Here is a 25,719-nt window from a genome sequence, read left to right as displayed (position 1 = left end):
GGTTTCGCGCTCACGGGCAGAGCAGGCCGTACCTGCGCCACTTTCCGTTTGCCCTCAGTGCATCATCGTGACCGTGACGACGACACGACGCCTGATGCTCCTGGACACCGCTTCCCTCTACTACCGCGCGTACTTCGGCGTGCCGGACTCCGTGAAGGCCCCCGACGGCACTCCGGTCAACGCCGTCCGCGGCCTGCTCGACTTCATCGGCCGCCTCGTGCAGGACCACCGGCCCGACGATCTCGTGGCCTGCATGGACGCCGACTGGCGGCCCCACTGGCGGGTGGAACTGATCCCGTCCTACAAGGCCCACCGGGTCGCGCAGGAGACGGAAAGCGGCCCGGACGTCGAGGAGACCCCGGACACCCTGGCCCCGCAGGTCCCGATCATCGAGGCGGCCCTGGACGCCTTCGGCATCGCCCGGGTGGGGGTCGCCGGGTACGAGGCCGACGACGTGATCGGCACCCTGACCGGCCGCGCGACCGGCCCCGTGGACATCGTCACGGGCGACCGGGACCTGTACCAGCTGGTCGACGACGCCAAGCAGCGCCGGGTGCTGTACCCGCTGAAGGGCGTGGGCACCCTCCAGGTGACCGACGAGGCGTGGCTCCGCGAGAAGTACGGGGTGGACGGCCCCGGATACGCCGACCTGGCGCTGCTGCGCGGGGACCCGAGCGACGGTCTGCCGGGCGTCCCCGGCATCGGCGAGAAGACGGCGGCGAAGCTGCTGGACGCCTACGGGAACCTGGCCGGAATCATCGCGGCGATCGAGGACCCGAAGTCGAAGCTGACCCCCACCCAGCGCAAGCGGCTGGACGAATCGAGGCCTTATCTGGCGGTGGCCCCGAAGGTGGTCCAGGTCGCTTCGGACGTTCCGCTTCCGCCGTTCGACCCGGCGCTGCCGGCCACCGCGGCACAGCCGGATCTGGTCGCGGCGCTCGCTCACCGGTGGGGCCTGAGTGGAGCCGTTGAACGTCTGGGCAGCGCACTTCGCCCCTGAGGTGCTAACTTAGGTAATCCTAAGCTTCACGGAGTCAGGGTCGGAGAGTCAGGGAGACGTCGTGGCAGAAGGACGCGCCCGCAAGGTCGGCACCGCAGTCGTCGTGCGGACCGAGCGGTTGAGTCCGCACATGGTGCGGATCGTGCTGGGCGGTGCGGGGCTGGCCGGATTCGGTGCGGGCAGTTACACCGACCACTACGTGAAACTGCTCTTCGCACCTGCCGGCGTCACCTACACCACCCCCTGGGACCTGGACCGGATCAAGGCGGCCCACCCCCGCGAGGAGTGGCCGCGCCAGCGCGCGTACACGGTGCGCGCCTGGGACCCGGCCCACCTGGAACTGACCCTCGACTTCGTGGTCCACGGCGACGAAGGACTGGCCGGCCCCTGGGCCGCACGCGTCCAGCCGGGTGAACTCGTACGCTTCCTCGGTCCGGGCGGGGCCTACGCCCCGGACCCGGTCGCCGGCTGGCACCTCCTGGTCGGCGACGAGAGCGCCCTGCCGGCGATCGGCGCGGCGATGGAGCGGATGCCCGCCGGGGCACGGGTCCACGCGCTCGTGGAGGTCCAGGGACCGGACGACGAGCTGAGTATCGCCACCCCCGACGGCATCGTCCCGGTCTGGATCCACCGCGGTTCGCGCCCGATCGGGGAGGCGCTGACCGAGGCCGTCCAGGCCCTGGCCTTCCCCTCCTCCGACGTGCACGCGTTCGTGCACGGCGAGGCCGGCTTCGTCAGATCCCTGCGCCACCACCTGCGCATCGAGCGCGGCATCCCGCGCGAACGCCTGTCCATCTCCGGCTACTGGCGCCTGGGCCAGACCGACGAGGGCTGGCGCGCGATCAAGCGGGACTGGAACGCGGAAGTCGAAGCCGAGCAGGAACGCACCCTGGCCACCGCCGCGTCCTGACCCGCCGGATCCGGGGGGCGGCGGCCCGGCCCCGGGCACACCGCCGGGCCCCGGAACCCGGGATCCCGCACGGGCCCCCGCAGCGGTGGAGCCCTGACCGCGCCGGATCCCGCGCCCGCGGCGAGCGGTGTCGCCCGTTCGGCCGCACAATGGGCCCATGCGTACGCTCCGCGCACTCACGGCAGCCGGAGCAGCCGCCGTCCTGGCCACGACCGGGACCGCGACCGCCGCGCCGAGCCCGCCGCCCGCGCCCACCGCCCAGCTCACCGACGCACAGGTCGACACGGCCGTGCGACGCCTCGACGCCACCGTCGCCGAGATGATGCGCCGCACCGGGGTCCCCGGTGTCTCCGTCGCCGTCGTCCACGACGACAAGGTGGTCTACCTCAAGGGCTTCGGTCTGCGCCGCGTCGGCGACCCGGCCACGGTGAACCCCGACACCGTCTTCCAGATCGCCTCGCTCTCCAAGCCGATCTCCTCCACCGTCGCCGCCGGGGTCCTCAAGGACCCCGCCGACTTCGACCGGCACACGGAACTCCCCGGCTTCGGCCTCAAGGACCCGTGGGTGACCTCCCACCTCACCACCGCCGACCTGCTCTCCCACCGCAGCGGTCTGCCCGACCACGCCGGCGACCTCCTGGAGGACCTCGGCTACGACCAGGCGTACATCCTCGACCACCTGCGCCTGGCGCCCCTGAGCCCGTTCCGCGCGAGCTACGCCTACACCAACTTCGGGTTCACCGCCGGCGCCGAGGCGCTCGCCCGCTCCCGCGGCGCCACCTGGCAGAAGCTCAGCGCCGACACCCTCTTCAAGCCCGCCGGCATGACGCGCACCAGCACCGAGTTCCAGGCCTTCGTCGACGCCCCCAACCACGCCGCCACCCATGTCAAGGCCGTGCCCGACGACAAGACGGGGGACGCCACCTGGATCCCCCGCTACGTCCGCGACCCCGAGGCCCAGTCCCCGGCCGGCGGGGTGAGCAGCACCGCCCGCGACATGTCCCGCTGGCTGCGACTCCAGCTCTCCGGCGGCACCCTCGACGGCAAGCGGATCATCCCCGCCGACACCCTCGCCCGGACCCACCTCCCCGAGATCGTGTCGCAGCCGCCCGCCTCCCCCACCGGCCGCACCGGCTTCTACGGGCTGGGCTGGAACGTCAACTACGACGACGCCGGCCGCCTGCGCCTGAGCCACTCCGGCGCCTTCGAGCTCGGCGCCAACACCAGCGTCAGCATGCTCCCGCTGGAGAAGCTCGGCATCGTCGTCCTCACCAACGGCGCCCCCATCGGCCTGCCCGACGCCGTCGCCGCCGACTTCTTCGACACCGCCGAACACGGGAAGGCCACCACCGACTGGCTGGCCCTGACCGGCGCCCTCTACGCGCAGATCAACGCGGAGGGCCGCTCCCCCACCGACTACGCCCGCCCGCCCACGGGCGCGAAGCCGGCCCAGGAGGACTCCGCGTACACCGGCACCTACGACAACCCCTACTACGGCAAGGCGACGGTGGCGGCCACGAGCGAGGGCAAGCTGACCCTGTCCCTCGGCCCCGAGCCGATGGTGTTCCCCCTGACCCACTACGACGGGGACACCTTCAGCTACGAGACCGCCGGGGAGAACGCCGTCGGCCGCACCGGGGTGTTCTTCTCCCCCGCCGACCGCACGGTCCGCATCGAGTACCTGGACGCCGACCACCTGGGGACCTTCACCAAGGGCTAGGCCGTCTCTTTCGGATCCTGCCCGGCCCGCGCCGCCCGGCACCGCACCTCGCCGCATAGCCTGTACCCGGTGAAGCGCAGATCCCACATCCCCGACGCGCCCCTGCCCCAGGTCTCCGGCATCGACCCGGTCCGCATGCGGCTGCCCCCCGACCCGGACGGGACCTGGCCGGACCTCGGCTCGTACCTCGCGGCACGCTACGAGGGCACGCGCGGGGAGGAGTCCATGGCCCGCCTGCTGCGGGACGGCCGGGTGCTGGGCGCCGGCGGCCGGGTGCTGCGGCCGCAGGACCCGTACGAGCCCGGCGGCTTCCTGTGGTTCCACCGGGACATGCCGCCCGAGCCCGTCGTGCCCTTCCCCATCGGGGTCGTGTACCGCGACGAGCACCTGCTGGTCGCCGACAAACCGCACTTCCTGGCCACCACCCCGCGCGGCAGCCACGTCTTCCAGACGGCCCTGGCCCGGCTCCGGGTGGAGCTCGGCCTGCCCGCGCTGAGCCCCGCGCACCGGCTGGACCGGATGACCGCCGGGCTGGTGCTGTTCAGCATCCGGCCCGAGGACCGGGGCGCCTACCAGCTGATGTTCCAGGAGCGGCGGATCCGCAAGGAGTACGAGGCGCTCGCGCCCCACGACCCGGCGGTGGAGTTCCCCCGGACCCTGCGCAGCCACATCGAGAAGGTCCGCGGGGTGATGGCGGCGACCGAGGTCGCGGGCGCCGAGCCGAACGCCGAGACCCTGGCCGAACTCCTCGCGGTCAAGGGGGACACCGGGCGCTACCGGCTGACCCCGCACACCGGGCGCACCCACCAGCTGCGGGTGCACATGAACAGCCTGGGCCTGCCCATCCTGGGCGACCCGGTCTATCCGGCGGTCCGCGATCCGGCGCCCGACGACTACCGGCGTCCGCTCCAGCTCCTGGCCCGCACCCTGGAGTTCACCGATCCCGTCACCGGGATCGCGCACCGCATCGAGAGCGGCCGCACCCTGCGGGCCTGGGAGGACCGGCCCGGCTGGGAAGAGGGATCCGAGGACCGCGCCTAGGGGGTGTCCACGCCAGCGATCCGCAGCGCCGCGTCGGCGGTGGCCTCCGCGAAGGCGGCCACCGGGCGTCCGGGATCGGAGCGGTGGATCAGCATGACGCCTTCGATGAGGCCGAAGACGAGGTCGTTGCGGAGCACCAGTCCGGCCCCGTCAGCGGCGAGTTCGGTTCCGGCGTGCGCGCCGTCGAGCAGCTCCCGGTAGATGTCCTTGAGTTCCTGGCGCATCCGGCGGAAGCGGGCGAAGCGGGCACCGGCGACCTCCGGCAACAGGTAGAGCGCGCCCAGGTTGTAGGGCCCCCCGCACAGCAGCATCACGTCGGAGCGGCACAGCTCCCAGAGCCGGCGTCCGGCGGGCCGTCCCGTCTCCCGGGCCAGTCGGCGGGCCAGCTCCAGGGAGGGCGCGACCGTGGACTCCAGGAGTTCGGCGAGGAGTTCCTCCTTGCCGCCGAAGTAGTGGTACATCGTGGCCTGGCGCATTCCGGCCCGTTCGGCCACCGCCCGCGTGGTGGTGGCCGCGTACCCCTTGACCGTGAACAACTCGGCCGCCGCGTAGAGGAGTTCCTCGCGCGGCGGCCGTCCGCTCGCAGGTCTCAGCTGATCGGCGCGTGGCCGACCGACCCGTCTCGGCCCATCGTCCGCTCCACCAGTCATGGCTCGATTTTCCCACGGGACACACCGAACCGATCATGGCAAGAGGTGAGATCCGGCCAGGACCACGTCTGGAGGAACCTACAAGTCCGGCTATCCCACCGAACTGTAGGCCACCACACCACGCAGCAGCGCGTCCACCGCCTTGCGGGCGTTGCGCGCCACCGTGCTGCCGCCCTCCGCAGAGGAGGAGGGCGCCGCGGCGGCCACCTGCCCCAGGACGTCGATGACCTGCTTGCACCAGCGCACGAAATCACCGGCCGGCATCTCCGCCTCGCGCAGCACCTCGTCCAGGCTCTTGTCGGAGGCCCACTGGTACACCGCCCACGCGAAGCCGAGGTCCGGCTCGCGCTGGCCCACGCCCTCCGCCTGGTTGATGCCGTGCTCCTCCTCCAGCGCGTCGAGCCGGCCCCAGATGTGGACCATCTCGCCGAGCGCGGCCTTCGCCGCGCCACCCGGCACCTTCGGCGCCACCGCGTCGTCGGACTGCCGTGCCTCGAAGACCAGCGCCGAGATGCAGGCGGCCAGTTCGGCCGGGCTCAGCCCCTCCCACACACCGGCCCGCAGGCATTCCGACGCCAGCAGGTCGAGCTCTCCGTAGAGCCGCGCGAGCCGCCGCCCGTGCGGGGTCACCTCGTCCTCGCGCAGGTAGTCCAGATCCGTCAGCAGTGCGTGGATCCGGTCGAAGGTGCGGGCGATGGTGTTCGTCCGCCCCTCGATGCGCTGCTCCAGCTGCCGCGTGTCCCGCTGCAGCCGGTGGTAGCGCTCCGCCCAACGGGCGTGGTCCTCGCGCTCGTCGCAGCCGTGACACGGGTGCGCCCGCAGCGCCGTGCGCAGCCGCGTGATCTCCCGGTCGTCGGCCGCGGCCGCCCGCCCGCCCCGGTGCCGCTCCACGGTGATGTGCCCGGCCTTGGTCCGCAGCTGGGACGCCAGGTCCCGACGGGACTGCGGGGAACGGGCGTTGAACGTCTTGGGGATCCGCATCCGCTCGATGGCCTCGACCGGGACCGGGAAGTCGATCCCGGCGAGCCGCTTCACCTGCCGCTCCACGGTGAGCACCAGCGGGCGCGGACCCTCGGTGTACTCGTGTCCGCGGTGCCCGTTGGAACGCCCGGCGGGCACCCCCGGATCCAGCACCAGCGCCAGCCCGGCGAACTTGCCCGTCGGCACGTGGATGATGTCGCCCGGCTTGAGCTTCTCCAGCGAGCTGGCCGCCTGCGCCCGCCGCTGGGCGGCGCCCTGCTTGGCCAGGTCGTTCTCACGGTCCTTGAGGTCGCGGCGCAGCCGCGCGTACTCCTCGAAGTCCCCCAGGTGGCAGGTCATGCCCTCCCGGTAGCCGTCCAGGCCCTCCTCGTTGCGCTGCACCTGCCGGGAGATCCCGACGACCGAGCGGTCCGCCTGGAACTGCGCGAAGGAGGTCTCCAGCAGCTCGCGCGAACGGTGCCGCCCGAACTGCTGGACCAGGTTGACGGCCATGTTGTACGAGGGCTTGAAGCTGGAGCGCAGCGGATACGTACGGGTACCCGCGAGCCCGGCCAGGCCCGCCGGGTCCATGCCCCGCTGCCACAGCACCACCGCGTGGCCCTCGACGTCGATGCCGCGCCGCCCGGCCCGGCCGGTGAGCTGCGTGTACTCGCCGGGGGTGATGTCGGCGTGCTGCTCGCCGTTCCACTTGACGAGCTTCTCCAGGATGACCGTGCGCGCCGGCATGTTGATGCCCAGCGCCAGGGTCTCGGTGGCGAACACGGCCTTCACCAGACCCCGTACGAACAGCTCCTCGACGACCTCCTTGAAGGTGGGCAGCATGCCCGCGTGGTGCGCGGCGATGCCCCGCTCCAGGCCTTCGAGCCATTCGTAGTAGCCCAGGACGTGCAGGTCCTCGGTGGGGATGGAAGCGGTCCGCTCCTCCACGATCTCGCGCACCTTGAGCCGCGCGGTGTCGTCGTTCAGCCGCAGGCCCGCGTACAGGCACTGCTGGACGGCGGCCTCGCATCCGGCCCGGCTGAAGATGAAGTTGATGGCGGGCAGCAGCCCGTCGCCGTCCAGCCGGGCGATGACCTCGGGCCGGGAAGGGGTCCAGATCCGGCCGCGGGAGCGCCGCTCGCGCTCGCGGTCGGCCTCGCGGACCATCTTTCCGCGCCGCCGGTCCTTCGGGCTGTACCGGCTGCTGTTCTCCTCGCGCGCCATCCGCAGCAGGTCGGGGTTGACCTCGCGGCGCGCGGAGCCGCGGCCGCCGTGGTCGGACCCCTCCTCGAAGAGGTCGTAGATCCGCCGGCCGGCCATGACGTGCTGCCACAGCGGTACGGGCCGCTCCTCGGAGACGATCACCTGGGTGTCGCCGCGCACGGTGTCGAGCCAGTCGCCGAACTCCTCGGCGTTGGAGACGGTGGCGGACAGCGAGACCAGGGTCACCGACTCGGGGAGGTGGATGATGACTTCCTCCCAGACGGCTCCGCGGAACCGGTCGGAGAGGTAGTGCACCTCGTCCATCACCACGTAGCCCAGACCGGTCAGCGCCTGCGAGCCCGCGTACAGCATGTTGCGGAGCACCTCGGTGGTCATGACGACCACCGGAGCATCGGCGTTGACGCTGTTGTCACCGGTGAGCAGGCCGACCTTGGCGGCGCCGTAGCGCTTGGCGAGGTCGGCGTACTTCTGGTTCGACAGGGCCTTGATGGGCGTGGTGTAGAAGCACTTGCGGCCCTGCTGGAGGGCCAGGTGCACGGCGAACTCGCCGACGATGGTCTTGCCCGAGCCGGTCGGCGCGGCGACGAGGACGCCCTTGCCGGCCTCCAGTGCCTTGCAGGCCTCGATCTGGTAGGGATCCAGGTCGAATTCGTACATCTCACGGAAAGGCGCCAGGGCCGTGGCCTCTTCGGCGGCGCGGATCCGGGCAGCGGCGTACCGCTCGGCGGGAGAAAGTTCTTCGGTCATCTTGTCTTCGAGCCTACCCGCCGCCTCTGACAACAGTCGCGATCTTTTGCGCGGGCCCGGACGTCCTACGCCAGGAGCCGCAGGGCCGCCGGGACGCATTCCGCGGTCACCGGCAGGGGACCCAGCGGCTCGCCGTCCGCGTAGGCGGTGATGCCGGCCGCCTCCAGGGTCACCTTCGAGGCCCGGTGCACGGTGACCTTGGGATGGTCGAGGTGGGTGCCCTTGTAGACCCGCGGGAAGACCTTCAGCAGCGTGGTGCGGCTGCAGTCGCCGACGACCGTGACGTCGAAGAGCCCGTCGTCGGGGACCGCGTCCGCGCATATGCGCATCCCGCCGCCGTAGGAGGAGCCGTTGCCGACGGCCACCAGTGTGGCCTCGATGTCCAGGACCGGCCCGCCGTCCAGGGTGATCCGGTACGGGAAGGGCCGGAACGCGGCGAGCTCCAGGGCCATCGCCAGGTCGTACTTGAACCGGCCGGCCGGCAGCCGCATCCGGTTGCCCCGGTCGTTGACCCGCGAGTCGAAGCCCGAGCACAGCACGGTCCCGTACCAGGTGCCGCCAGTGCCGGTGCCGGCGCCCTCCCCGGCCACCCGGCCGAGGTCGATCTCGCGGACCCGGCCCTCCTTGAGCGCCTCGGCGGCCAGCCGGCCCGCCCGCGCGGGTTCCCGTACGGGCAGTCCCATCGTGCGCGCGAAATCGTTCCCGGTGCCCACCGCGACCACCCCGAGCGGCACCAGCGTGCCCGCGAGCGCCTGCAGCGCGAGGGAGACCATCCCGTCCCCGCCGACCGCGATCACCGCTCCGGTGCCCTCGCGCACCGCGGTGCGCAGCCGGGCCAGGGCGTCGGGGGCATCGCCGCCGACGACGGTCCGCACCGAGAAACCGGCCTCGCGAAGCGCGGAAGCGGCCGGCTGCGCTGCGTGCGCGGCCCGGCCGCTTCCGGCGGTGGGATTGACGAAGAGGGTGATCTCAGCACTCACCCGCGGGAATGTACCCGCCGATGCGGACCCGCGTCGATCAGGTGGCGTCGTCGTAGCCGTTGATCCGCTGGCGTCCGCCGTCGGCCTGCTCGGGCAGGGCGCCCGGAGCCGCCACGGGCTCGACCGCACCCACGGTCGCCGGGGTCAGGTCCACCGCGGAGGCCTCGTCGTCGTCCAGGCCCGCGTCGGGGTTGTTCCGCGCCCGCCGGCGGTCGTTGAGGTAACAGACCAGCAGCGCGACGAAGTACAGGGAGACGATCGGCAACGCCAGCGCCAGCATCGTCAGCGGGTCACCGGTGGGCGTCGCGAACGCCGCGAAGACCGTGATGCCCAGCACCATCGCCCGCCACCAGCCCGCCAGCCGCTTCGCGGTCAGCACCCCGGTGACGTTGAGCAGGATCAGCAGCAGCGGCAGCTCGAAGGCCAGGCCGAAGACCACGATCATGCGCGTGATCAGGTCGAGGTAGTCGTCGACCGGCAGCAGGTTGCTCGCGTTCTCGGGCGTGAACTCCAGCAGGATCACCGCGGTCTGCGGCAGCACCTTGTACGCGAGGACCGCGCCGGCGCCGAACAGCGGAGCACCGATCGCCACGAAGCCCACGGCGTACCTGCGCTCGTGGTTGTGCAGCCCCGGGGCCACGAAGGCCCACAGCTGGTACAGCCATACCGGCGCGGAGAGCACCACACCGGCGGTGAGGGAGACCTTCAGGGCGATGGAGAACGGCGCGATGAGGCCGTTGACCGTCATGGCGGCACAGGGCTTCCCGTTGCGCTGCGCGACCACGCCGTTGGTACAGCCGACGGAGTCCAGGATCGGCTTCATCATGAAGTCGATGAGGTCCTTGTAGAAGAACGCGGCCACGATCGTGATCACGAGGATCCCAAGGACGGCCTTCATCAGCCGGTTTCTCAGCTCACGCAGGTGCTCGACGAGAGGCATCCGCCCTTCGGCGTCCTTTGCCTTCTGGTCCTGCTTCTCCTGCTTGCGGGCAGACTTGAGCAACCCACGTCCCTTGTCTCGTTGCAGTTGACTGGTGCGAGCGCGACCGGCGAACCGGCCGCCGTCAGCCCTGCGTGGTGTGGTTGGGCTCGTTCACGGGGCGGGCGCTGGTGACGTCGCCGGGCGAGGCCTGGATCGTGCGCGGGGCCGTGGCCTGCTGCTGGGGGGCCGGGTCGGCGACGGAAGAAGCGGTGGCGGCGTCCTCCGCCTCCCCCTCCTTCTTCATCGCCTTCGCCTCGCTCTTGAGGATGCGGGCGGACTTGCCGAGCGAGCGGGCCATGTCGGGAAGCTTCTTGGCACCGAACAGCAGGAAGATCACGGCGACGATCAGGAGGATCTCGAGGGGCTTCAGGTTGCCGATCATGTGTGTCTTCCTTCTCACCGAAACGGCTGGTTGTGGTAGTCAAGACGGCTCTGACCGAGATCGGTAAGCCGTTCTGACAAGGATCGTAACCCCCGGGGGTTAACGCGAGGCAATGCCCCGGGGCATCACCGCCTGCGTGGTCAGACAGTACGACGGTTGCCCGACGATGGCTATGGCCGCACGGAGCGCCCGGCCCTGGCCAGGCCCGTAGCGGCCCGCTCCAGGTCGGCGGAGGCGTCCGCGATCCGGCGCCCGGCGTCCGCGACCTGGACGGAGAGCCTGCGCACCTCCACGAAGACCCGCACGGCGAGCACGGCGAGGACGGCGACCCCGAGGAAGCCCAGAGCGATTGCGAACATCGGCCACAGCATGCGACGAGCCTAGGCCACCGCCCGCCTCACACGCTGCGCAGGGTGCTCACTCCGCCACCGGTCAGCAGTTCCACGATGCGCTCACCGGCCGGCTTGCGGACCGGAGCCGCGCACTCGGGACAGGTGAAGGAGTAGAAGGTCGTACGCCGGCTGCCGCCGATGGCCAGGCGCAGCGCGCCCGCGTCCAGCTCGAAGCGGGCCCGGCAGTCGGGACAGGACGCCTTGAACGCGACCGACATCGCGCGGATCCCCCCTCGGCCCCTCAGCCCTGTTCCCCGTCCGTGCCGCCGGCCGCGTCCCCGGCCGCGCCGCCCTCGTACGCGGCGAGCGCCTCCCGGGCCGCCCGGCGGGCGCTGTCCGCCAGCTCCACGGGCGCCACGATCCGCCCCTCGCGGCCCAGCCGCAGCGCGAGACGGCGCAGCGAAGCCGGGTCGGGGCTGCGCAGGGTGATCCGCAGGCCCCCCTCGGGCAGCTCCTCGGCACTGTCGTGCGGGTAGTACTCGGCCACCCAGCGCCCGCCGGGACCGACCTCGACCACGACCTCCGGGTCCTCGGCGGCCGGCTGGACCAGCCCCTCGGACAGGTCACGGGGCTCGATGGCGGGCGGATCGGCCCGCTCGTCGAGCAGCCGGATCTCGGCCACCCGGTCCAGCCGGAAGGTCCGCCGGGCCTCCGAGAGGTGGCACCACCCCTCCATGTACGTGTGCCCGACGGCGAACAGCCGGATCGGGTCGACCTTGCGCTCGGTGAGCTCGTCGCGCGCGGGCGAGTAGTAGCGCAGCCACAGCCGGCGCCGCTCGGCGATGGCCCGGTCCACGTCGGCGAAGACCCCGCCCTCGGACTCGAAGGTCACCGAGAGCCGGGAACTGGCCCCGGCCACCTCGCCCGCGGCCGCCTCCAGCTTCGCGGTGGCCCGCAGCAGGGCCTGACGGTCCCCCTCGCGCAGCCCCGGCAGCGTGGCCACGGCCCGGGCGGCCACCAGCAGCGCCGTCGCCTCGTCGGCGGCCAGCCGCAGCGGCTCGGCGGTGGACTCCCCCGACGCGTCGGGGTTGCGCCACCAGATGCGCTCCCCGTCGGTGTCGATGTCGAGCAGGTCACCGCCCCGGAAACTGGTCCCGCACATGGGCAGCACGTCGAGGTCCGAAATCAGCTCGTCCTCGGTGATCCCGAAGGCCCGGGCCACGTCCGCGACGTGCGCACCCGGGCGCTCGCGCAGGTACGTCACCAGGGACAGCATCCGGCGCGTCTGGTCGATGGCGTTGGCAGCCATGCTGGTACGTCTCCCCCTCAGGGCGTTGCTCAATGATCTTGCCCGGTCCACCCGCTCCGCGCGGTCGGATCAGCCCTTGGCCACGGCCCGCAGCCGGTCCACCACGTCGGCCCGCAGATCGGCCGGCTCCAGCACCACGACATCCGGACCGAACTCCACCAGCCAGGCGTCCAGCCCGTGCCCGTACGGGATCTCCAGCTCGTCCCAGCCCGCTCCGCCGGCCCCCTCGCGCACCGCCGTGGCCTTGGACCGCAGCGGATAGCCCGCCCCCGCCCGCAGCCGGATCAGCGCGGAGCGCTCCGCGCTCTCCCCCGCCCAGCGCGCCACGGCCTCCCGCACGGTCACCACGTCCGGGACCTCGGCGGTGTACTTCGCCGCCCGCGAGCGGACCTTGCCCGTGATCCGCGAGAGCCGGAACACCCGCTCCGCCCCGCGGTCGCGGTCGAAGCCCGCCAGGTACCAGTGGCCGCGCCAGCACTCCAGGGCCCACGGCTCCACCTGCCGGGTCTCGGGACGGGCCGCGGTGGACTTGCGGTAGTCGAAGACGACCGGACGGCGATCACGGCAGGCCAGCATCAGCGGCTCGAAGGCCGCCTCGTGCACCGGGATCCGCGGCTCGATGGCACTGTGCTGGCCCTCGTACGGGTCCGAGGCCTCCGGCATCCCGCCGGCGCGCAGCTTCTGCAGGGCGCCACTGGCCGCCCCCGCGAGCCGCGCCTGCTGCCAGACCTTGGCGGCGAGCCCCAGGGCCGCGGCCTCCTCGGCGTCCAGCGCCACGGGCGGCAGCCGGTTGGAGTCACGGCGTGCCAGATAGCCCGTGTCGCCCTCCAGGTTCTCGACGGTCTCGATGACCAGCCCGAGCTCCCGCAGATCGTCCTTGTCCCGCTCGAACATGCGGTTGAAGGACTCGTCGTTCCCGGCTTCCATGTAGGCCTCGATGGAACCGCGCAGTTCCCGCTTGCTGAGCGGCCGACGCGTCCCCAGCAGACACAGCGCCAGATTCATCAGCCGCTCGGCCTTGGCAATCGCCATCGACGCCCATCCGCCCTTCCAGACCTTCGAGTCGTGTCCCCGGTACACCCTCGTGACCGCTGACCGTACCGCCCCGACGGTCCTGGGCAAAAGCGAGGGGCCCCTGCCTCGAAGACAGGGGCCCCACACGCTTCACAGCGTCACTTCACAGCGGACCGATCAGGCGCCCATCAGGTCGCACACGAAGATCAGCGTCTCGCCCGGCTTGATCGCGCCGCCGGCGCCACGGTCGCCGTACGCCTTGTGGGCCGGGATCGTCAGCTTGCGACGGCCGCCGACCTTCATGCCCTGGACGCCCTCGTCCCATCCGGAGATGACCTGGCCGACACCGAGCTGGAACTGCAGCGGCGCGCCGCGGCCCCAGGAAGCGTCGAACTCCTCACCGGTGGAGAAGGCCACGCCCACGTAGTGGACGGAGACGCGGGAACCGGCCTTGGCCTCGGCGCCGTCGCCCTCCCAGATGTCCTCGATGACGAGGTCGGCCGGGACAGGGCCCTCGGGGAAGTCGATCTCGGGCTTCTCGATCTTCTCGGGCTTGTTGCTCACGGAACTGCTCCTCAAAAACTTACGAACAGGGGTACAACCCGGACAGTCTTACACCACGGCCAGGATGTCGAGGCTGAAGACCAGCGTCGAGTTGGCCGGGATGGTGCCCTGCTCCTTGTCGCCGAAGCCCTGGTCCGGCGGGATGACCAGCAGGATGCGGCTGCCGACCTTCTTGCCGACGATCCCGTCCTTCAGACCCTTGACCGAGAGCTCCGCCAGCGGCCACGTCACCGACTGGTCGGAGGTGTACGTGCTCTCGAAGGTCTTGTCGTCCTTCCACGTCTTGCCGTGGAACTTGACCACCACGCTGTCGGTGTCCTTCACGACCGCGCCGTCGCCGCTCTCCAGCACGTAGTTCGACACGAGCTTCGTCGGCGCCGCGCCGTCCTTCGGGACGGTCACGGAGACCTCCTTGCCGTCCGTGTTCGTACCGACCTTCGGCAGGGCGGCGTCCGTCTGCGGGACCTCCTTGCCCGTGGCCGAAACCGGCACGGTGGTGGCCTTGACGATGTCCACGACGAAGACCAGCGTGGCGTTCGCCTTGATCTTGTCGCCCGAGCCCTGCTCGCCGTAACCGAGGTCCGGCGGAATCACGAGCTCCAGCCGGCTGCCGACCTTCTTGCCCTCGAGGCCCTGGTCCCAGCCCTTGATGACCTGGCCCGCGCCGATGGTCACGTCGAACGGCTTGCCCTTGCCGAAGCTCTGGTCGAACGGCTCCTTGCCGTCCCAGACCTGACCGAGGTAGTTGACCTGGGCGATGTCGCCCTTCTTCAGCGCCGGGCCATCACCCTCGCTGACGGTCACCACCTTCAGTTCCTTCGGCGGGGTACCCGACCCCTTCGCCAGGGTGGGGGTCTCACCGAACTTGGCACCCTTGGTGATCGCGGGCGCCCCGTTCTTCATCTCGGCGGAATCGGAGCCGCTGTCGCCACAGGCCGCTGTCGACAGCAGCAGAAGGGGTACGACAAGCAGGCCGGCAAGTCGGCGCACGTGTTCCTCAGATCTCAGACGGCACATAGGTCGTCGCCACTCTAAGGCGTGGACAGGGCCCCGTACGAGATCCGCACGAGGCCCTGGCCAAGATCAGTGCTACGTCACACGACGCCGAGCGGCGCCCTACATCCCCGCGATCAGCTTCTCCACCCGGTCGTCCACCGACCGGAACGGGTCCTTGCACAGCACCGTGCGCTGCGCCTGGTCGTTCAGCTTCAGATGCACCCAGTCGACCGTGAAGTCCCGCCGCTGCTCCTGCGCACGACGGATGAAGTCACCCCGCAACCGCGCCCTCGTCGTCTGCGGAGGCACCGACTTGCCCTCGAAGATCTTGAGGTCGTTGCAGATCCGCGCCGCCTGCCCCTTGCGCTCCAGCAGGTAGTACAGCCCGCGCCTGCGGTGGATGTCGTGATACGCGAGGTCTATCTGAGCCACCCGCGGATTCGACATCGTCATGTTGTGCTTCGCCCGGTACCGCTCGATCAGCTGGTACTTCATCACCCAGTCGATCTCGGTCCCGATCCGGTCCAGGTCCTCCGCGTCGATCGCGTCCAGCGTCCGGCCCCACAGCTCCAGCACCTGGTCCACGACACCCTCACGGATGCCCCGGCGCTCGGCGAAGTCCACCGCCTTGTCGTAGTACTCCCGCTGGATCTCCAGCGCGGAAGCCTCCCGACCGCTCGCGAGCCGCACCTTGCGCTGACCCGTGATGTCGTGGCTGACCTCCCGGATCGCCCGGATCGGGTTCTCCAGCGTCAGGTCCCGCATCACCGTGCCCGCCTCGATCATGCGCAGCACCAGATCGGTCGCCCCGACCTTCAGCAGCATGGTCGTCTCGGACATGTTCGAGTCGCCCACGATCACGTGCAGACGCCGGTAACGCTCCGCGTCCGCGTGCGGCTCGTCCCGCGTGTTGATGATCGGCCGCGAACGCGTCGTGGCCGAACTGACACCCTCCCAGATGTGCTCGGCCCGCTGACTCACGCAGTAGACCGCACCCCGGGGCGTCTGCAGCACCTTGCCCGCACCACAGATCAGCTGCCGCGTGACGAGGAACGGGATCAGAATGTCCGCCAGCCGGGAGAATTCCCCGTGCCGGGCCACCAGGTAGTTCTCATGGCAGCCGTACGAGTTTCCCGCCGAGTCGGTGTTGTTCTTGAACAGATAGACGTCGCCCGCGATTCCCTCCTCGTGCAGGCGGCGTTCGGCGTCGACGAGCAGGCCTTCGAGAATGCGCTCGCCGGCCTTGTCGTGGGTGACCAGTTCGATCAGGTTGTCGCATTCGGGAGTTGCATACTCCGGATGCGAACCCACGTCGAGGTAGAGGCGGGCGCCGTTCCGCAGGAAGACATTGCTACTGCGGCCCCATGACACAACACGGCGGAAGAGGTAGCGCGCCACTTCGTCAGGAGACAGTCGGCGCTGTCCCCTGAACGTGCACGTGACGCCGTACTCGTTCTCCAGCCCGAAAATGCGGCGGTCCATGACTGAACATTACGCCTTCTGCTCTGTTCTGAAACCGAGTTCGCAGCCGCCGTTTCGATCATTTTCCCGAGAGACCACCCCGCCGCTCGCCCGTCACACGCCCACGGGCCCGCCCACCGGGCACCCACGGGCCCGCCTAAGACCCCGTCACCGACGCCCCCGCAGAGCCCTCCAACGGCCCCGCCGAACCCACCGCCGACCCAGCCTCCGGCACCGCCACCGACCCCGGCACGGAACCCGCCACCGCACGGCTCGCACCCGGACGCGCCAGCACCCGCTGAGTGACCGTCAACACCAGCAACGCCGCGGCCCCCGCCACACTCGCCACCGCGAACCCCGCCGCCGTACCCCCCGCCTCCACCGAAGGACCCGCCGCCGCCGTACCGATCGCCGCACCCACCCCGAAGAACGTCACCAGCCACGAGAACGCCTCCGTCACCGTCCCCGCCGGAGCATGCCGGTCCACGACGATGAACGCACACGCCAGAGCCGGAGCCAGGAACACACCCGCCAGCGCCGCGAACCCCGTCATCGCCACCACACCCGGCACCAGCATCAACGGCAGATAACACACCGCCAGCAACGCCACCAGCAAACGCAGCCGCCGCTCCGGCGCACCCGCCCACTGCCGCGCCCCGTACAGCACACCGCCGAACAGCGCACCCAGACCCAGCGCCGCCATCAGCCAGCCGTACACCGCCTGACCACCGTGCTCGTCCGCGTACGCCACACCCGCCACCGTGATCGACCCCAGCGCCGTCCCCACGAAGAAGAACGCCCCCAGCAACGCCAGCAGACCCTTCGAACGCAGCGCCCCCAGCCAGTGCGCCTCCCGCGGCTCCGAACGCCACGTACGCGAAGGCTCCGACACCACGACCGACAGCGCCCCCAGCACCCCGATCCCGTTGAGCACCAGCAGCGCCACCGCCGGATCCCACAGCGCCACGCACAGCGTCACCAGCAGCGGCCCCACCGTGAACATGACCTCCTGGGCCACCGCGTCCATCGCGTACGCCGCGTGGACCCGCTCCTCCTTGCCGCCCAGCACGCTCGGCCACAGCGCCCGCAGCCCGCCCTCCAGCGGCGGCGTGAACAGCCCCGCGACCACCACCGCCGCGTACGCCACCACCACCGACCCCGTACCGGCCAGCGCCAGCCACACCATGCCCAGCGCCGACACCACCGCCGCCGGCAACTGCACCCGCGGCTGCCCGAACAGGTCCACCGCCCGCCCCAGCAACGGCTGCCCCACCGCGTTCGACACCCCGTACACGGCCGCGAGCGCACCCGCCAGGCTGTAGCTGCCCCCCTCCGCCCGGGTGAACAGCACGATCGCGATCGGCCCCGTCCCGTTCGGCAGCCGGCCTATGAGCGTGCCCACCAGCAGCCTCGCGGCATGCCGGGTCCTGAGCAGCTCCGCGTAACCCGCGGCCATGTCCGCCCCCTTCTGCCCGGACCCAGCCGGGAGTCACCACACCAAGTAATACGTATAACGAGCCGGGTCATACGTACCATGACCACAGTCGGACGGTCCACCCACCCGACCCCCACACCCCCACTGACCTCGCACTACAGGAGCACCGTGTGACGAGACCCACCAGCCGCGACGTGGCCACCGCCGCCGGGGTCTCCCAGGCCACCGTCTCCCTCGTCCTCGGCGACAAATGGCGCGGCCGCGTCTCCGAACGCACCGCCGACCACGTCCGCCACACCGCCACCGAAATCGGCTACCGCCCCAACCTCGCCGCCCGCAACCTCCGCCTCGGCTCCACCCGCACCGCCCTCCTCGTCGTCCCCGCCCTCACCAACGAATTCTTCGCCCGCGTCTACACCGGCGCCGCCCGCATCGCCGCCGAACACGGCTTCGGCGTCGTCCTCTACCCCTCCCCCGACGGCACCGGCCCCGCCCGCGACCCCTTCGCCTCCGCCCGCGCCGCCCTCGACGGAGTCATCGCCTCCTCCATGGCCGCCGACGCCCTCCACGCCCTCGGCGGCGACACACTCCCCCTCGTCATGCTCGACAGCGACCCCACCGCCGACACCGCCGACGCCCACGTCAACCTCGCCATCGCCGACGGCATGCGCCAAACCGCCGAACACCTCCTCGCCCACGGCCACCACCGCTTCCTCCACCTCGCCTCCGCCATCGACTCCTGGACCTTCGACGTCCGCGCGGGCACCCTGGCCGCCCTCCTGCCACCCCCCGCCGAGCTGCGCACCGTACGGGCCCACCTCAGCGTGGAAGCCGCCCGTACGGCCATGGAGACCGCCCTGAACGCCCCCGCGGACCGCCGCCCCACCGCCGTCGTCTGCGACGACGACATCCTCGCCGCCGGCGCCTGCAAAGCCGCCCGCCGCCTCGGCCTGCGCATCCCCGAAGACCTCTCCGTCACCGGCTTCGACGACCTCGCCCTCGCCACCGCCGTCGAACCGGAACTCACCACCGTCCACCTCCCCGCCGAACGCGTCGGCGAACAGGGCATGACCGCCCTCCTCGCCGTCCTCGAAGGCACCCCCTGGACCCCGGTCGACCTCCCGGTCCACCTCGTCGTCCGCGACTCCACGGGCCCCGCACCCCGCGCCTGAGCACCCCGGAAACGCGAAAGCGCCCCCGACCCGAAGGCCAGGGGCGCTCACACACGGCTCTACCGCTCTACTCGGCTTCCTCTTCGGGAGCCTCGTCGTTCGACACCGCATCCGCCTGAGCGGCCGCCGGAACGTCCGCCTCCAGCAGCCGCGACAGCTGCCGGCCACGGATCCGCTTGAACTTGCGCTGCTGGGCCCGCGTACGGTCCAGCACCGCCACCTCCAGCCGCTCCGCCGGAATCGACTTGTCCGTACCGTTCGCCTGGCTCGACAGCGCCTGCACCGCCAGCTTCAACGCCTCGGACAGGGTCATCCCGTCCTGGTGCCGCTGATCGAGGTAGGTACTGATCTGCTCGGCGTTGCCGCCCACGGCCACGGACCCGTGCTCGTCGACGATCGACCCGTCGTGCGGCAGCCGGTAGATCTGGTCCCCGGCAGCCGTCGCACCGACCTCGGCCACGACCAGCTCCACCTCGTACGGCTTCTCCCCCGCACTGGAGAAGATCGTGCCGAGCGTCTGCGCATAGACGTTCGCCAGCCCACGGGCCGTCACATCGTCGCGGTCGTACGTGTATCCGCGCAGATCCGCGTACCGCACACCGCCGATGCGCAGGTTCTCGTACTCGTTGTACTTGCCGGCGGCCGCGAAGCCGATCCGGTCGTAGATCTCGCTGAACTTGTGCAGCGCGCGGGACGGGTTCTCGCCGACGAACACGATGCCGTCGGCGTACTGGATCACAACAAGGCTGCGACCACGGGCGATGCCCTTGCGGGCGTATTCCGCCCGGTCGGCCATGGCCTGCTGGGGTGACACATAGAACGGAGTCGACACCGGCTTTCCGTCCCTTTCTTCTGGACGACGAGGAGGTCAGAGGTCAGAGCAGGGCGGCGCGCGGACCGTCGGGCTGCTCCAGCCGACGGTTCGTGATCTTGCGGGCCAGCTCCGAGGACTCCTCGTCGGTCAGCCTGCGGAATCCCTCGTCGGTCATGACGGTGACGATGGGGTAGATGTGGCGGTAGAGGTCCGGACCGCCGGTGGCCGAGTCGTCGTCGGCAGCGTCGTACAACGCCTGCACGACGAGCGTCGTGGCCTCCTCCTCCGTCAGCTTGGAGTGGTACAGCTTCTTCATCGAGCCGCGGGCGAAGATCGAGCCCGACCCGGTCGCGGCGAAGCCGTGCTCCTCGGAGCGGCCGCCGGTCACGTCGTAGGAGAAGATCCGGCCCCGCTCCTTGGCCTCGTCGTAGCCCGCGAAGAGCGGGACCACGGCCAGACCCTGCATCGCCATGCCCAGGTTGCTCCGGATCATGGTGGAGAGCCGGTTCGCCTTGCCTTCGAGGGAGAGGGTCGCGCCCTCCACCTTCTCGAAGTGCTCCAGCTCCAGCTGGAACAGCTTCACCATCTCCACGGCCAGACCCGCGGTGCCGGCGATGCCGACGGCGGAGAACTCGTCCGCCGGGAACACCTTCTCGATGTCCCGCTGCGCGATCATGTTCCCCATGGTCGCCCGCCGGTCACCGGCGAGGACCACCCCGCCGGGGAAGGTGGCGGCCACGATGGTCGTCCCGTGCGGCGCCTCGATGACCCCGTCGGGCAGCTTCCGGTTGCCCGGGAGCATCTCGGGCTGGTGCGCGCCCAAGAAGTCCATGAAGGACGACGACCCCGGCGTCAGGAAGGCTGCCGGTAGACGCCCTGTGCTACGAGTGTTGGGTTCCACAGGTTTCCTTCCACGTAGGCGGCTGCACGCCTCAAGACGTCCGGCCGATCCTTGAGTTGCCCGATTCCTGCGTTGCAGCCGAAGCAAAGTACGCCTCGGACCTTACCCGTCTGATGATCGTGATCAACATGCTCCGCCGGAGCCTCTTGGCAGATCACGCAGACCCCGCCCTGGGCGGCGATCATCTCGTCACGCTCGGCCTCCGTGATGCCGTAGGCCCGCTTGAGATGGCCTGCCCGCCCCAGGGCAGCTCTGCAGGTCTTGCAGCGAGTAGACAGCCCGTCAGAAGCACTTGCGTTCTTGTGCCATTCACTGTGCGGCTTGACCTCACCGCACAGCCGGCAGAGCTTGTGCCCCGCCGGCACATCTACGTGCTCTTTGACTGCTTTGCCTTTGGCTGCCTGACGGCGCCGATAGTGCTCGGCGCCGTACGCCGCCACACATTGGCGACATCTGGGCTGCAGCCCGTCGCTTCGATTTCGATCTGAAGCGAATCCGCTCAGTGGTATGTCACAGGCACACCCGCGACACCACTTCGTTCCATTGGACATGGAGCACACACTGGCGGATTCACCTTAGATTCGAAGGTTATTCGCCGCCTTTTTGTACGAAGCTCCGAACAAAATCCTCTGCGTTCTCTTCAAGTACATCGTCAATCTCGTCAAGTACAGAGTCGACGTCGTCGGAGAGTTTTTCCTGACGTTCCTTGAGGTCAGTGGCCTCCTCGACCGCCGCCTCCTCGACCTCCTCGGTCGAGCGCTGCGCCTTCTGCTGTCCGCCGCCGGTGTCCTTGGTCGCCATGTCTAGCTCACCCCGCTCGGTTCGCACGCTCACGTGAAAGACCCCGCGAATTCGGGATCCCTCAAGATCAGACTCTACGTCGGACCCTACAAGGAGGGCCCGACATCCGTCCCGGTACTTTCATAACGTCCGGATGTCTTCATGATTCCCGGGCCGGTGGCCTTTCAGCCCCTGCCCGGGGACCGGAAAGGGCTCAACGCCCCGAGAGCACCCGGACCAGGTCCTCCGCCGTGCGGCAGCGGTCCAGGAGCTCCTTCACGTGGGCACGGGTGCCCCGCAGGGGTTCCAGGGTCGGGACCCGCTGGAGGGAGTCGTGGCCCGGCAGGTCGAAGATCACCGAGTCCCACGAGGCCGCCGCCACGTCGTCCGCGTACTGCTCCAGGCACCGGCCCCGGAAGTACGCCCGGGTGTCCTCCGGCGGCTTGCTCTGCGCGCGCTCCACCGCCGGCTCCTCCAGCAGCCGCTTCATCTTGCCGCGGGCCACCAGGCGGTTGTACAGCCCCTTCTCGGGCCGTACGTCCGCGTACTGGAGGTCCACCAGGTGGAGCCGGGCCGCGTCCCAGCCGAGGCCGTCCCGGCGCCGGTAGCCCTCGAGGATCTCCCGCTTGGCGATCCAGTCGAGCTCCCCCGACAGGCTCATCGGGTCGGTTTCCAGCCGGCCCAGTACGTCCTCCCAGCGGGCCAGCACATCCTTGGTCTGCTCGTCCGCGTCGGAGCCGAAACGCTCCTCCACGTACTTCCTGGCCAGCTCGTAGTACTCCATCTGGAGCTGTACGGCGGTCAGCGTCCGCCCGCTGCGCAGCGTGATGAGGTGCTGGAGGTCGGGGTCGTGGGAGACCTGGTGGAGGGTGCGTACGGGCTGGTCCACGGCGAGGTCGACGTTGATGTAGCCGTCTTCGATCATGGACAGGACGAGGGCGGTGGTGCCGAGCTTGAGGTAGGTGGAGATCTCGGAGAGGTTGGCGTCGCCGATGATCACGTGGAGGCGGCGGTACTTCTCCGCGTCCGAGTGCGGCTCGTCCCTCGTGTTGATGATCGGGCGCTTGAGCGTCGTCTCCAGGCCAACCTCGACTTCGAAGTAGTCGGCGCGCTGGCTGATCTGGAAGCCGTGTTCGCGGCCGTCCTGGCCGATGCCTACGCGGCCGGCGCCGGTGAAGACGAGGCGGGAGACGAAGAAGGGGGTGAGGTGGCGCACGATGTCCGAGAAGGGGGTTTCCCGCTTCATCAGGTAGTTCTCGTGCGTGCCGTAGGAGGCGCCCTTGTTGTCGGTGTTGTTCTTGTAGAGGTGGATGGGCTGGGCCCCGGGGAGCTGGGCGGCCCGGACGGCGGCCTCGGCCATGATCCGCTCGCCGGCCTTGTCCCAGAGGACGGCGTCGAGCGGGTTGGTGATCTCCGGGGAGCTGTATTCGGGGTGTGCGTGGTCGACGTAGAGGCGTGCGCCGTTGGTGAGGATGACGTTGGCGAGGCCGATGTCCTCGTCGGTGAGCTGGCTGTTGTCGGCGGCCTCGCGGGCGAGGTCGAAGCCGCGGGCGTCCCGCAGCGGGTTCTCTTCCTCGAAGTCCCAGCGGGCGCGTCGCGCCCGGTGCATCGCCGCCGCGTAGGCGTTGACGATCTGGGACGAGGTGAGCATGGCATTGGCGTTCGGGTGCCCCGGGACGGAGATCCCGTACTCCGTCTCGATCCCCATTACTCGCCGTACGGTCATGCGGCCCTCCTTGCCCGGCGGCGCTCCCGTTCGGGAGCGGCGCTCAAGTACCGCTGGTGCTCCGGTGCGTCGTGTGCGGTGCCCGTCCCCGCACTGCGCGACCTGCGGTATGGAAGAGCCTAGAACCACTCCGCGCTGGTGGGGAGATCATTTCAGTCATTGACTTTGCCCTGTCACCGGCTGAAAAGAGCGTTTGGTAAAGCAGTCGGCTGCGGGTGCCCTTGCCGGGCACCCGCAGCCGGCCCGCTTTGTCAGAGGTACTGACCGGTGTTGGCCACCGTGTCGATGGAGCGTCCGGTGTCCGCGCCTTGCTTTCCGGTGACGAGGGTGCGGATGAATACGATCCGCTCGCCCTTCTTTCCGGAGATTCGGGCCCAGTCGTCGGGGTTGGTGGTGTTGGGCAGGTCTTCGTTCTCCTTGAACTCGTCCACGCAAGCCTGGAGGAGATGGGCGACGCGAAGGCCCTTCTGGTTGTGCTCGAGGAAGGCCTTGATGGCCATCTTCTTCGCACGGTCCACGATGTTCTGGATCATCGCGCCCGAGTTGAAGTCCTTGAAGTAGAGGACTTCCTTGTCGCCGTTGGCGTACGTGACCTCGAGGAAGCGGTTCTCCTCGGTTTCGGCGTACATCTGCTCGACGACGGTCTGGATCATGCTGTGGACGGTTTCGGCGGTGGAGCCCTGGTGCTCGCCGAGGTCGTCGGTGTGCAGGGGCAGGGTGGCCTTGAGGTACTTCGCGAAGATGTCCTTGGCGGCCTCGGCGCCGGGGCGCTCGATCTTGATCTTCACGTCGAGCCGGCCGGGGCGCAGGATGGCCGGGTCGATCATGTCCTCGCGGTTGGAGGCGCCGATGACGATGACGTTCTCCAGGCCTTCCACGCCGTCGATCTCGGCGAGCAGCTGGGGGACGATGGTGTTCTCCACGTCCGAGCTGACTCCGGATCCGCGGGTGCGGAAGAGGGATTCCATCTCGTCGAAGAAGACGATGACGGGGGTGCCCTCGCTCGCCTTCTCCCTCGCACGCTGGAAGACGAGGCGGATGTGCCGCTCGGTCTCGCCGACGTACTTGTTGAGGAGTTCGGGGCCCTTGATGTTCAGGAAGTAGGACTTCCCGGTGGGCTGGCCGGTGACTTCGGCGACCTTCTTGGCAAGGGAGTTGGCCACGGCCTTGGCGATGAGCGTCTTGCCACAGCCGGGGGGGCCGTAGAGCAGGATGCCCTTCGGGGGCCGCAGTTCGTGTTCCTTGAAGAGGTCGGGGTAGAGGTAGGGGAGCTCGACGGCGTCGCGGATCAGTTCGATCTGGTCGCCCAGGCCGCCGATCTTGTCGTAGTCGATGTCCGGGACCTCTTCGAGGACGAGGTCCTCGACCTCGCTCTTGGGGACGATCTCGTAGACGTAGCCGGAGCGGGGTTCGAGCAGCAGGGAGTCGCCGGGGCGGATGGTGACGTCCAGGAGCGGCTCGGCGAGCCTCACCACCCTTTCCTCGTCGGTGTGCCCGACCACCAGGGCGCGCTCGCCGTCCTCGAGGATTTCCTTGAGGGTGACGATGTCCCCGGCCCGTTCGAACTCCATGGCCTCGACCACGTTGAGGGCCTCGTTGAGCATGACCTCCTGGCCGCGCCGGAGGTCTTCCGGTTCGACGCTGGGGCTCACGTTCACTCGGAGCTTTCGGCCGCCGGTGAAGATGTCGACGGTTCCGTCTTCGTTCGACTGCAGGAAGACTCCGAAGCCGGCCGGCGGCTGTGCGAGCCGGTCGACTTCTTCCTTGAGGGCCACGATCTGGTCGCGGGCCTCGCGCAGGGTGTTCGCCAGCCGCTCGTTCTGTGCGGAGACGCCTGCCAGGTTTGTCTGGAGCTCGACGATCCGCTCTTCGAGAATCCTCGTGTGTCGCGGAGAGTCGGCGAGCTTACGTCGCAGGACGGCGATTTCCTGCTCGAGATAGGCAACCTGGCCGGCGGGGTCCTCAGACCCTCGCCCGGGCCGGATGCCGCGGTTGATGTCGTCGTCGTGGGCTGCCACGGTCCTCACCTCCTCCAAGGGGAGCTGGACGCTTTCTGACCCTACCTGGGCTGGTGGTGATTGAAACCCCTAGATCACAAAGACGGTAGGGGTGTGTCCGATCTTCACCCTTGCGTACTCCCTCCCGTCAAGGAAATACCCACCCTTCAACATCGGAAAGCAGCCGGTTGTAAGGTCGAACTGTTCAACACCCGTCAGAGCTCGTGCGACTTGCCGCGCGTTGTGAGCGGGATGGATCACTCGGAGCAGGGAACGGCAGGAGATATGACCGTGCAGCAGGAGGTGGCCATCGACCGGAACGAGGGTGTCGCCGGCGTGGCCGGAGAGCCGCTCGAGGTCTGGATCGACCAGGACCTCTGCACTGGCGACGGCATCTGTGTGCAGTACGCACCGGAGGTGTTCGAGCTGGACATCGATGGTCTGGCGTACGTGAAGAGCCCTGCCGACGAGTTGCTCGTGGAGGCGGGGGCGACCACTCCGGTTCCGCTGGTGCTGCTCCAGGACGTGGTGGATTCCGCGAAGGAATGTCCCGGGGATTGCATCCATGTAAGGCGGGTTTCGGACAGGGTCGAAATTTTCGGTCCAGACGCGGTGTGACGGT

25 protein-coding genes are annotated in these 25,719 nt (G+C 69.8%); 6 read left to right on the top strand and 19 right to left on the bottom strand.

Annotation, left to right across the window (positions count from 1 at the left end):
* Positions 1-94 precede the first annotated feature (94 nt).
* The 4 genes from AC3IX6_RS30590 to AC3IX6_RS30575 all read left to right on the top strand — a co-directional run bounded on the left by AC3IX6_RS30590 (position 95) and on the right by AC3IX6_RS30575 (position 4,671).
* Positions 95-1,000 (top strand): 5'-3' exonuclease, encoded by a 906-nt coding sequence (locus tag AC3IX6_RS30590; RefSeq protein WP_489371610.1) that lies wholly within the window; start codon positions 95-97, stop codon positions 998-1,000.
* A 61-nt stretch (positions 1,001-1,061) separates the two neighbouring features.
* A complete protein-coding gene (locus tag AC3IX6_RS30585; RefSeq protein WP_489366427.1) occupies positions 1,062-1,910 on the top strand; it encodes a siderophore-interacting protein in 849 nt (282 codons plus the stop codon).
* A 157-nt stretch (positions 1,911-2,067) separates the two neighbouring features.
* Positions 2,068-3,630 (top strand): serine hydrolase, encoded by a 1,563-nt coding sequence (locus AC3IX6_RS30580; protein WP_489366426.1) that lies wholly within the window; start codon positions 2,068-2,070, stop codon positions 3,628-3,630.
* A 69-nt stretch (positions 3,631-3,699) separates the two neighbouring features.
* Positions 3,700-4,671 (top strand): RluA family pseudouridine synthase, encoded by a 972-nt coding sequence (locus AC3IX6_RS30575; RefSeq protein WP_489366424.1) that lies wholly within the window; start codon positions 3,700-3,702, stop codon positions 4,669-4,671.
* On the opposite strand, the gene AC3IX6_RS30570 is transcribed toward AC3IX6_RS30575, so the two are convergent.
* The 13 genes from AC3IX6_RS30570 to AC3IX6_RS30510 all read right to left on the bottom strand — a co-directional run bounded on the left by AC3IX6_RS30570 (position 4,668) and on the right by AC3IX6_RS30510 (position 17,728).
* On the bottom strand, positions 4,668-5,321 hold the full coding sequence (locus AC3IX6_RS30570) for a TetR/AcrR family transcriptional regulator (protein ID WP_489366422.1): 654 nt from the start codon (positions 5,319-5,321) through the stop codon (positions 4,668-4,670). The two genes, AC3IX6_RS30575 and AC3IX6_RS30570, sit on opposite strands and share 4 nt — an antisense overlap.
* 90 nt (positions 5,322-5,411) lie before the next feature.
* Positions 5,412-8,252, bottom strand: coding sequence for a DEAD/DEAH box helicase (locus AC3IX6_RS30565; RefSeq protein ID WP_489366420.1), 2,841 nt, complete (start codon positions 8,250-8,252; stop codon positions 5,412-5,414).
* 65 nt (positions 8,253-8,317) lie between these two features.
* Positions 8,318-9,232, bottom strand: a complete 915-nt coding sequence (locus tag AC3IX6_RS30560; RefSeq protein WP_489366418.1) for a diacylglycerol kinase — start codon at positions 9,230-9,232, stop codon at positions 8,318-8,320.
* A 37-nt stretch (positions 9,233-9,269) separates the two neighbouring features.
* Positions 9,270-10,235 carry a twin-arginine translocase subunit TatC gene (tatC, locus tag AC3IX6_RS30555; RefSeq protein WP_489366416.1) on the bottom strand — a complete coding sequence of 322 codons (966 nt, stop codon included), beginning with the start codon at positions 10,233-10,235 and terminating at the stop codon, positions 9,270-9,272.
* A gap of 61 nt (positions 10,236-10,296) precedes the next feature.
* A complete protein-coding gene (gene tatA / locus AC3IX6_RS30550; protein WP_266910162.1) occupies positions 10,297-10,596 on the bottom strand; it encodes a Sec-independent protein translocase subunit TatA in 300 nt (99 codons plus the stop codon).
* 170 nt (positions 10,597-10,766) lie between these two features.
* Positions 10,767-10,967: a hypothetical protein gene (locus tag AC3IX6_RS30545; protein ID WP_489366415.1), complete on the bottom strand. Its 201-nt coding sequence runs from the start codon at positions 10,965-10,967 to the stop codon at positions 10,767-10,769.
* 26 nt (positions 10,968-10,993) lie between these two features.
* A complete protein-coding gene (locus AC3IX6_RS30540) occupies positions 10,994-11,233 on the bottom strand; it encodes a hypothetical protein (RefSeq protein ID WP_489371609.1) in 240 nt (79 codons plus the stop codon).
* Positions 11,230-12,237 carry a helix-turn-helix transcriptional regulator gene (locus tag AC3IX6_RS30535; RefSeq protein ID WP_489366414.1) on the bottom strand — a complete coding sequence of 336 codons (1,008 nt, stop codon included), beginning with the start codon at positions 12,235-12,237 and terminating at the stop codon, positions 11,230-11,232. The genes AC3IX6_RS30540 and AC3IX6_RS30535 overlap by 4 nt, the downstream gene beginning before the upstream one ends.
* A gap of 69 nt (positions 12,238-12,306) precedes the next feature.
* Positions 12,307-13,269, bottom strand: a complete 963-nt coding sequence (locus AC3IX6_RS30530; protein WP_489366412.1) for a helix-turn-helix transcriptional regulator — start codon at positions 13,267-13,269, stop codon at positions 12,307-12,309.
* Positions 13,270-13,428: 159 nt separating this feature from the next.
* Positions 13,429-13,815 carry an FKBP-type peptidyl-prolyl cis-trans isomerase gene (locus tag AC3IX6_RS30525; protein WP_489366410.1) on the bottom strand — a complete coding sequence of 129 codons (387 nt, stop codon included), beginning with the start codon at positions 13,813-13,815 and terminating at the stop codon, positions 13,429-13,431.
* 48 nt (positions 13,816-13,863) lie between these two features.
* Positions 13,864-14,805, bottom strand: coding sequence for an FKBP-type peptidyl-prolyl cis-trans isomerase (locus AC3IX6_RS30520; RefSeq protein ID WP_489366408.1), 942 nt, complete (start codon positions 14,803-14,805; stop codon positions 13,864-13,866).
* Positions 14,806-14,931: 126 nt separating this feature from the next.
* Positions 14,932-16,293, bottom strand: coding sequence for a Pup--protein ligase (gene pafA / locus AC3IX6_RS30515; protein WP_250740364.1), 1,362 nt, complete (start codon positions 16,291-16,293; stop codon positions 14,932-14,934).
* A 136-nt stretch (positions 16,294-16,429) separates the two neighbouring features.
* The gene (locus AC3IX6_RS30510; protein ID WP_489366406.1) at positions 16,430-17,728 is read right to left on the bottom strand and encodes an MFS transporter; all 1,299 of its coding nucleotides are present in this window, start codon (positions 17,726-17,728) and stop codon (positions 16,430-16,432) included.
* Positions 17,729-17,877: 149 nt separating this feature from the next.
* Here AC3IX6_RS30510 and AC3IX6_RS30505 point away from each other — a divergent pair, with 149 nt between their 5' ends.
* Positions 17,878-18,879 (top strand): LacI family DNA-binding transcriptional regulator, encoded by a 1,002-nt coding sequence (locus tag AC3IX6_RS30505; protein ID WP_489366404.1) that lies wholly within the window; start codon positions 17,878-17,880, stop codon positions 18,877-18,879.
* A gap of 67 nt (positions 18,880-18,946) precedes the next feature.
* On the opposite strand, the gene prcA is transcribed toward AC3IX6_RS30505, so the two are convergent.
* The 6 genes from prcA to arc all read right to left on the bottom strand — a co-directional run bounded on the left by prcA (position 18,947) and on the right by arc (position 25,118).
* The gene (prcA, locus tag AC3IX6_RS30500; RefSeq protein ID WP_254384775.1) at positions 18,947-19,711 is read right to left on the bottom strand and encodes a proteasome subunit alpha; all 765 of its coding nucleotides are present in this window, start codon (positions 19,709-19,711) and stop codon (positions 18,947-18,949) included.
* A 43-nt stretch (positions 19,712-19,754) separates the two neighbouring features.
* Positions 19,755-20,594 carry a proteasome subunit beta gene (gene prcB, locus AC3IX6_RS30495; protein WP_489366402.1) on the bottom strand — a complete coding sequence of 280 codons (840 nt, stop codon included), beginning with the start codon at positions 20,592-20,594 and terminating at the stop codon, positions 19,755-19,757.
* A complete protein-coding gene (locus AC3IX6_RS30490; protein ID WP_489366400.1) occupies positions 20,546-21,145 on the bottom strand; it encodes an endonuclease VII domain-containing protein in 600 nt (199 codons plus the stop codon). Before AC3IX6_RS30490 ends, prcB begins: the two co-directional genes overlap by 49 nt.
* Positions 21,146-21,182: 37 nt before the next feature.
* Complete coding sequence (locus AC3IX6_RS30485; protein WP_489366398.1) at positions 21,183-21,395, bottom strand: ubiquitin-like protein Pup; 213 nt, start codon at positions 21,393-21,395, stop codon at positions 21,183-21,185.
* A gap of 193 nt (positions 21,396-21,588) precedes the next feature.
* Complete coding sequence (gene dop, locus AC3IX6_RS30480) at positions 21,589-23,100, bottom strand: depupylase/deamidase Dop (protein ID WP_250740358.1); 1,512 nt, start codon at positions 23,098-23,100, stop codon at positions 21,589-21,591.
* Between the two features lie 251 nt (positions 23,101-23,351).
* Positions 23,352-25,118 carry a proteasome ATPase gene (gene arc / locus AC3IX6_RS30475; protein WP_250740357.1) on the bottom strand — a complete coding sequence of 589 codons (1,767 nt, stop codon included), beginning with the start codon at positions 25,116-25,118 and terminating at the stop codon, positions 23,352-23,354.
* Between the two features lie 264 nt (positions 25,119-25,382).
* Between arc and AC3IX6_RS30470 the strand changes: the two genes are divergently transcribed.
* The gene (locus AC3IX6_RS30470) at positions 25,383-25,715 is read left to right on the top strand and encodes a ferredoxin (protein WP_489366396.1); all 333 of its coding nucleotides are present in this window, start codon (positions 25,383-25,385) and stop codon (positions 25,713-25,715) included.
* Positions 25,716-25,719 lie beyond the last annotated feature (4 nt).

The organism is Streptomyces sp. GL_141 (genome assembly GCF_057834385.1).
The sequence above is the reverse complement of the archived record's forward strand: the minus strand, read 5'-3'. Positions and strand labels throughout refer to the sequence as shown.

What these genes read in the sequence shown, in the direction of transcription:
- AC3IX6_RS30485 (WP_489366398.1), bottom strand. Translation starts at nt 21,395, where the DNA reads ATGGCGACCAAGGACACCGGCGGCGGACAGCAGAAGGCGCAGCGCTCG.
- AC3IX6_RS30545 (WP_489366415.1), bottom strand. Translation starts at nt 10,967, where the DNA reads ATGCTGTGGCCGATGTTCGCAATCGCTCTGGGCTTCCTCGGGGTCGCC.
- AC3IX6_RS30565 (WP_489366420.1), bottom strand. Translation starts at nt 8,252, where the DNA reads ATGACCGAAGAACTTTCTCCCGCCGAGCGGTACGCCGCTGCCCGGATC.
- AC3IX6_RS30535 (WP_489366414.1), bottom strand. Translation starts at nt 12,237, where the DNA reads ATGGCTGCCAACGCCATCGACCAGACGCGCCGGATGCTGTCCCTGGTG.
- AC3IX6_RS30490 (WP_489366400.1), bottom strand. Translation starts at nt 21,145, where the DNA reads ATGTCCAATGGAACGAAGTGGTGTCGCGGGTGTGCCTGTGACATACCA.
- pafA (WP_250740364.1), bottom strand. Translation starts at nt 16,293, where the DNA reads ATGGACCGCCGCATTTTCGGGCTGGAGAACGAGTACGGCGTCACGTGC.
- dop (WP_250740358.1), bottom strand. Translation starts at nt 23,100, where the DNA reads ATGACCGTACGGCGAGTAATGGGGATCGAGACGGAGTACGGGATCTCC.
- AC3IX6_RS30570 (WP_489366422.1), bottom strand. Translation starts at nt 5,321, where the DNA reads ATGACTGGTGGAGCGGACGATGGGCCGAGACGGGTCGGTCGGCCACGC.
- AC3IX6_RS30510 (WP_489366406.1), bottom strand. Translation starts at nt 17,728, where the DNA reads ATGGCCGCGGGTTACGCGGAGCTGCTCAGGACCCGGCATGCCGCGAGG.
- AC3IX6_RS30530 (WP_489366412.1), bottom strand. Translation starts at nt 13,269, where the DNA reads ATGGCGATTGCCAAGGCCGAGCGGCTGATGAATCTGGCGCTGTGTCTG.
- AC3IX6_RS30470 (WP_489366396.1), top strand. Translation starts at nt 25,383, where the DNA reads ATGACCGTGCAGCAGGAGGTGGCCATCGACCGGAACGAGGGTGTCGCC.
- AC3IX6_RS30580 (WP_489366426.1), top strand. Translation starts at nt 2,068, where the DNA reads ATGCGTACGCTCCGCGCACTCACGGCAGCCGGAGCAGCCGCCGTCCTG.
- AC3IX6_RS30590 (WP_489371610.1), top strand. Translation starts at nt 95, where the DNA reads ATGCTCCTGGACACCGCTTCCCTCTACTACCGCGCGTACTTCGGCGTG.
- tatA (WP_266910162.1), bottom strand. Translation starts at nt 10,596, where the DNA reads ATGATCGGCAACCTGAAGCCCCTCGAGATCCTCCTGATCGTCGCCGTG.